Source organism: Mesoplasma photuris ATCC 49581 (genome assembly GCF_000702725.1).
Lineage (GTDB): Bacteria > Bacillota_I > Bacilli_A > Mycoplasmatales > Mycoplasmataceae > Tullyiplasma > Tullyiplasma photuris.
Map to the genome: position 1 here is coordinate 367016 of NZ_JNJI01000002.1, position 6460 is coordinate 373475.

Consider the following 6460-nt stretch of genomic DNA (forward strand, 5'->3'; position numbering starts at 1 on the left):
TGAGTTTATGAATAATGCTTCTAAAAACATAATTAATAAAATAAACTCGCCAAAAGAGTTTATATCTAAAAAATTAAAACTTAAAAATAAAAATGAAAACGTTAACGAAGAACAAAATAATAAAAATGAAAACCTTTTTAGAAAAGTTAAAAATTGATGACCACTTTCAAAAATTAGTGGAAAGATTTTCTTAATTTATACAACAATTGTTTTAATTGGTGGTTTTTTACTTATCATTCCTGGAATTTTAACTAATTATGATATTGTTGATGCAATGTCGAGTTTAGGATTAAGTGGTAGTTTTGAATCACAAAGCATTGATAATCAAAACAAAATTTTAGATATGGTAAAAGATATGAATCAGTTTCATTGAGATTATCTAACTGGAATATTTACAGCTTCTTCAGCTTTTTCCGACACAGGTATTAGTATTGCTAATGTTTCACATGATTATACGATTTGAGGTCAGATTATCATCATTATTATGATTGAAGTTGGAGGAATTGGAGTTTTAACTTTTAAAATTGTTTTATTTTTAGCAATTAATAAAAAAATTTCTTTAACAGATACTGTGGTTGCTCAATCTGAACGTGGTGGGAATACAACATCCCAAACAATTGAGTTAATTCGTGATGGTTTCATTTGATTAACCATAATTCAAATTTTTTCAGCAGCATTGCTATTTTTCGCTTTCTTTTTTGAAGAACCCGGAACTACTACTAATAACATGTTAGATACTGGTGAATTTGGATCACTTGATACGGTAAGTCCATATCATAATTTTTTAAAATCACTTTGATACTCAATTTTCCACTCAACTTCAGCAATTAATAATGCCGGATTTGATTTAATATCTGGTAGTTCACTTCAACCATACAACGTTGATGGTCATAGATCTTATTTTATTCAACTAATATTCTTATTTGAGTGAGTTGTTGGTGGTTTAGGTTATCCAACATTCCATGATATTAAAAGAAAAATTAAAGCAAGAAGAATGGGACAAACTGTAAAATTTAGTTTATTTACAAAATTAAACTTTACTATTTATTCAATTTTATTTATTGTGGGACCTTTATCAATTTTAGGAACAGAATTAGCAAATATCGATAGTTCATTAATTTTTAATAATTATAAATATGTTATTGATCCAAATACTAATCAACAAATTGTAACTGAGTTAATCGGAAGAAAAGATTTCGGAACTGCTTTCTTTGATATCTTCTTTAACTCAACTGCTGCTCGTAATGCTGGTTTCTCAACTGTTAATATTAATGATTTTAATGCTGGATCAAAAACAGTTATGTCAATCTTAATGTTTATTGGATCTGCTCCATCTTCAACGGCTGGAGGAATTAGGACAACCACATTTGCAATTATTTTATTAGCTAACTGAGCGATTGTAAGAAATAGAAACCATACAAGTATCTTCAAAAAAACAATTCCATCAAATACTGTAAAAAGAAGTTTTGCTGTGTTCTTTATTTCAACTATTTTAGTTGCATTAAGTGTAATTATTATTTATGCTGATTCAGCTGCTGTTTTAGCACCAGGATATGTTGAAAATGGAAATAATAATAACATTAATGGTAATAATTCAATTGTTGAGATTTTAACCTTAATTACTAGTGCCTTTGGAACGGTTGGTATGAATCCATTCACTCAACATCAAATGATTGAGTTTGGAGTATTAACTAAATTAACTGTAATCTTATGTATGTTCTTAGGACAATTAGGAATTTCAAATACATTATTAGCATTTATTAAACCTTCAAGAAAACAACCATATCAATATCTTGAAGAAGACGTAACGATTGGATAGGTGAAATTATGAAAATTTTAGATGGAAAAGCATTAGCTTTAAAAAAGAGAAATATACTTTCACGTCAAATCGAAGAATGTATTAAACTTGGTTATCGTAAACCTACTTTAGCTGTAATTTTAATCGGTGAAGATGAAGCAAGTGTTGTTTATGTAAAGCACAAAACATCAATTGCTGAAAAAGTGGGGATTGATTCAACTGTAATTAAACTATCAAATGATGTAACTCATGAAGAATTGTATTCAACAATTGATCAATTAAATTCTAATAATGAAATAGATGGTATATTATTGCAATTACCAATTCCGAAAAGATTTATTGAAGAAGATTATTTACAAGCAATTCACCCCAATAAAGATGTCGATGGATTTCACTATATCCACCAAGGAAAAATGTTACAAGGATATGATTCGATATTTCCTTGTACACCTCTTGGTGTGATCAACTTATTAAATGAATACAATATTGATGTCCATGGAAAAGAAGTAACAATCATCGGTACTTCTAACATAGTGGGTAAACCGTTATCAGTAATGTTATTAAACCTTGGTGCAACAGTTACTATGTGTAATAAAAACACAAAAGATATATCTCGTCATACTAAAAACGCAGATATTCTAATATCTGCAACTGGTAAACAGTTCATAATTAATAAGGAAATGATTAAATCAGGGTCTATAATAATAGATATAGGAATAGTTAGAGATCCAATTACTAATAAATTAGTTGGTGATGTAGATTTTGAAGATGTTAAAGACATTGTTGATTACATCACACCAGTTCCTGGTGGTGTTGGTCCAATGACAGTAATTACATTGATGGAAAATACAATGAAACTATATAAAAAACACCTAGATATTAAATAAGGGGTAAATATGAACATTAGATTAAATAAAAAAGAAGATAAAGAAATTCGTAAACATAATCAAAAGAAATGACAATTTAATCATACTTTTAAAACAGCAAACTCAATTATTATGATTTGTGGTGCTATTGGTATGATCGCAGCTGCAGTTTGTTTCATTATGGGAATTGCATGAATTGTGGTTGGTGCTCAAGAAGCGACAGTTGGTAACTTCAACACTAACTGAGGAATCGTAATGACAACAATTGGTGGTTATTCATTTTCACTTTCTTTATTATCATTAGCATTATCAGTGACAATGTTAGCAAACAAAAACACTAAAGAAAAAACAATTTTAATGATTGTGGCAATTGCTTCAATTACATGTATGGTTGGAGGAATCATTATGATTTTCATTCCTGAATCAGATAGTAAAATTGTTAACGCTATTAAAGAAACTAAAGAAGTTGTTGAAATTGAAAATAGTGATCCAGAAAAAACAAGTGGAATTTACAAAGCAAAATATAATAAAGCTGTTGAAATGCTAAAAGGTATTGAAGCGGGTGAATTAGATGAAGAACAATTAATGAGTCGTTTTTCAGATGACTTTAAAGTTATTTTCTTAAAAGCTAAAAAAGATTTAACTGTAGAAACTTTACTTAATGATGAAGATTATGATGTTGAAGAAAAAATCAAAAACACAAAACAATCAAAAGAAGATCTTGAATTTGCTGAAATGACAATTGTTGAAAAAACAAATACTAAAACAAAATAAATTTAGTATATAATAATAAAGCGATGAGCCGGTATCGTTGATATCGATTAAAAAAGTGGGCGAACAATATGGTCGCTTTTTTATTTTTAAAAGTAACTATTTAAGCAAAAAAATTTTTTTAAAAAAAATATAGATTTTTATTTTTTCTTATGTTAATATTTTAATTGTCCTAGCAATTAGGAAACTAAATATTAACCATCAAATATTAAATGGCTTTTTAGCTCAGTTGGTAGAGCAACCGGCTGTTAACCGGTTTGTCACAGGTTCAAGTCCTGTAAAAGCCGCCATTATTATTTGGCCTGTTGGTGAAGCGGTTAACACACACGGTTTTCATCCGTGGACACACGGGTTCGAACCCCGTACAGGCTACCATTTTGGAGTATTAGCTCAGTTGGGAGAGCTCCTGCCTTACAAGCAGGCGGTCGGCGGTTCGAGCCCGTCATACTCCACCATTTAATTTAATATGCTGACTTAGCTCAGTTGGTAGAGCAACTGACTTGTAATCAGTAGGTCGAGGGTTCAACTCCTTTAGTCAGCACCATTAAAAAATTAACGACACTTAGGTGTCTTTTTTTTATTTAAATTTTTAATGTATAATTTTAATAATAAATTAAAGGAGTTCTATGAGAAAACTAATTGCAATATTATCTGGTTTAACAATTGCAGCAACAACTACATCAACTGTAATATCTTGTGGAACTCAGTTAAATGATCAAACGGGTAATTGAGATATTAATGGTGCAGTTCACAACTATACAGCTAGATTAGTTGAAGATGAACTTGTAAGTTATATTACAAATCAGGATGATCCAAACTATATTAATAAATATTATGGTGAAGATATTAAAGTTGGTAATATGTTCACGATTATGGATTTACTAGCATCAGTTGCAACTAATGAAGGATTAATTCCAGCCGAAAAACCAATTGATGAAGATGAAGAACAAACCGAAGAAGAAAGTGATGCAAATAAAGTTTATGCTTTAGAACAAGATGCATTTCAAACCATTTTTAAAAAAATGATTGTTCACGCTTCAACAAATGAAAATTCACTAATCAATAAAATTAATACTTTTTTTGAAGAAGATGTTTTTAAAACAGAAAAAAAATATGGATTAATGATCTCATTAAATAATAGCTCATCTTCACCATTATCAGGTGATGCTGAAAAGTTTGCAAAGGGATATTCTCTGATTTCACCAGATGACGATTATGAAACTATTGTTGAAAAATTTAAATCAGCATTAAATAATAATGAACAAATAACATTTCATATTCGAATTGGTTTAATTGATCCAGAATCTGAAACTGAAGAAAACACTAAACAAAAACCAGTTATGGATATTCCAGTAACTTTGGTTTTCGATCAAATTTATTAATTAAAAGATGTTCGCATCTTTTTTTGTTTTATATTGAAACCCAAAAAGAATAGTGATATTATTTTAAAGTCTAAAAACAAATAGATGACTCGTTAGCTCAGCCGGTAGAGCAACTGGCTTTTAACCAGTGGGTCCGGGGTTCGAATCCCCGACGAGTCACCACTTGCGGGATTGGCGGAATTGGCAGACGCACTAGACTTAGGATCTAGCGTCTATGACGTGGGGGTTCAAGTCCCCCATCCCGCACCACTAGATACAAAACGCATTCTTCGGAATGTTTTTATTTTGTTAAACATAACAATATTTTCTACCCAAAAATTAAGTTTAAAAATTTTGTAAAAAAAATTAAAAAAACTTTTAAAAAAGGGTTGCAAAGCTCTTTGTAAAAAGATATAGTTAATATGTTGCCACTTGAGAAAAGCGGTAATCTAAATGATCTTTGAAAACTAAATAGAACAACAAATTGTACAATCTTGTTCAATATCAATTTAATTGAGTAAAAACAAAAATACATTATACAAATATAAAGAATAGTCAGAATCAATTCACATTATTTTAAAATGAGAGTTTGATCCTGGCTCAGGATAAACGCTGGCGGCATGCCTAATACATGCAAGTCGAACGGGAGTGCTTGCACTCCAGTGGCGAACGGGTGAGTAACACGTATCTAATCTACCTTATAGCGGGGGATAGCCTTTGGAAACGAAGGGTAATACCGCATGAGAATTTCATTATCGCATGAGAAGAAATTGAAAGCACCGTTTGGTGCACTATAAGATGAGGATGCGGCGTATTAGCTAGTAGGTGGGGTAAAGGCCCACCTAGGCGATGATACGTAGCCGAACTGAGAGGTTGATCGGCCACATTGGGACTGAGATACGGCCCAGACTCCTACGGGAGGCAGCAGTAGGGAATTTTTCACAATGGACGAAAGTCTGATGAAGCAATGCCGCGTGAGTGATGAAGGTTTTCGGATCGTAAAGCTCTGTTGTAAGGGAAGAACACACTTGAGAGGAAATGCTCTTGTGCTGACGGTACCTTACCAGAAAGCCACGGCTAACTATGTGCCAGCAGCCGCGGTAATACATAGGTGGCAAGCGTTATCCGGATTTATTGGGCGTATAGGGTGCGTAGGCGGTTTTGCAAGTTTGAGGTTAAAGCCTGGGGCTCAACCCCAGTTCGCCTTGAAAACTGTGAGACTAGAATACAAGAGAGGTAAGCGGAATTCCATGTGTAGCGGTGAAATGCGTAGATATATGGAGGAACACCTGTGGCGAAAGCGGCTTACTGGCTTGTTATTGACGCTGAGGCACGAAAGCGTGGGGAGCAAATAGGATTAGATACCCTAGTAGTCCACGCCGTAAACGTTGAGTACTAAGTGTCGGGGGTTATACCTCGGTGCTGCAGCTAACGCATTAAGTACTCCGCCTGAGTAGTATGCTCGCAAGAGTGAAACTCAAAGGAATTGACGGGGACCCGCACAAGTGGTGGAGCATGTGGTTTAATTCGAAGCAACACGAAGAACCTTACCAGGGCTTGACATCCAGTGCAAAGGCATAGAGATATGCTGGAGGCTAACATTGAGACAGGTGGTGCATGGTTGTCGTCAGTTCGTGCCGTGAGGTGTTGGGTTAAGTCCCGCA

Annotated in this window: 4 protein-coding genes, 6 tRNA genes and 1 rRNA gene; all 11 read left to right on the top strand. The window is 32.9% G+C overall.

All coding sequences use genetic code 4. From position 1 onward, the window contains the following. Positions 1 to 7 precede the first annotated feature (7 nt). Positions 8 to 1819, top strand: coding sequence for a potassium transporter TrkG (locus T347_RS0101665; RefSeq protein WP_084323927.1), 1812 nt, complete (start codon positions 8 to 10; stop codon positions 1817 to 1819). A gap of 8 nt (positions 1820 to 1827) precedes the next feature. Next, on the top strand, positions 1828 to 2685 hold the full coding sequence (locus tag T347_RS0101670) for a bifunctional 5,10-methylenetetrahydrofolate dehydrogenase/5,10-methenyltetrahydrofolate cyclohydrolase (protein WP_031542630.1): 858 nt from the start codon (positions 1828 to 1830) through the stop codon (positions 2683 to 2685). Between the two features lie 9 nt (positions 2686 to 2694). Next, entirely contained in the window at positions 2695 to 3438 is a 744-nt protein-coding gene (locus tag T347_RS03805; protein WP_051636012.1) for a hypothetical protein, read from the top strand. Positions 3439 to 3649: 211 nt separating this feature from the next. Further along, a tRNA-Asn gene (locus T347_RS0101680) sits at positions 3650 to 3725 on the top strand. Positions 3726 to 3734: 9 nt separating this feature from the next. Next, positions 3735 to 3810, top strand: a tRNA-Glu gene (locus T347_RS0101685). A gap of 4 nt (positions 3811 to 3814) precedes the next feature. Further along, positions 3815 to 3890, top strand: a tRNA-Val gene (locus T347_RS0101690). A gap of 13 nt (positions 3891 to 3903) precedes the next feature. Beyond that, a tRNA-Thr gene (locus T347_RS0101695) sits at positions 3904 to 3979 on the top strand. Positions 3980 to 4061: 82 nt separating this feature from the next. After that, the gene (locus tag T347_RS0101700; protein ID WP_031542635.1) at positions 4062 to 4817 is read left to right on the top strand and encodes a lipoprotein; all 756 of its coding nucleotides are present in this window, start codon (positions 4062 to 4064) and stop codon (positions 4815 to 4817) included. A gap of 86 nt (positions 4818 to 4903) precedes the next feature. Beyond that, positions 4904 to 4979 (top strand) — tRNA-Lys (locus T347_RS0101705). 3 nt (positions 4980 to 4982) lie between these two features. Then, positions 4983 to 5066 (top strand) — tRNA-Leu (locus T347_RS0101710). Between the two features lie 307 nt (positions 5067 to 5373). Then, a 16S ribosomal RNA gene (locus T347_RS0101715) occupies positions 5374 to 6460 on the top strand; the annotation flags it as partial.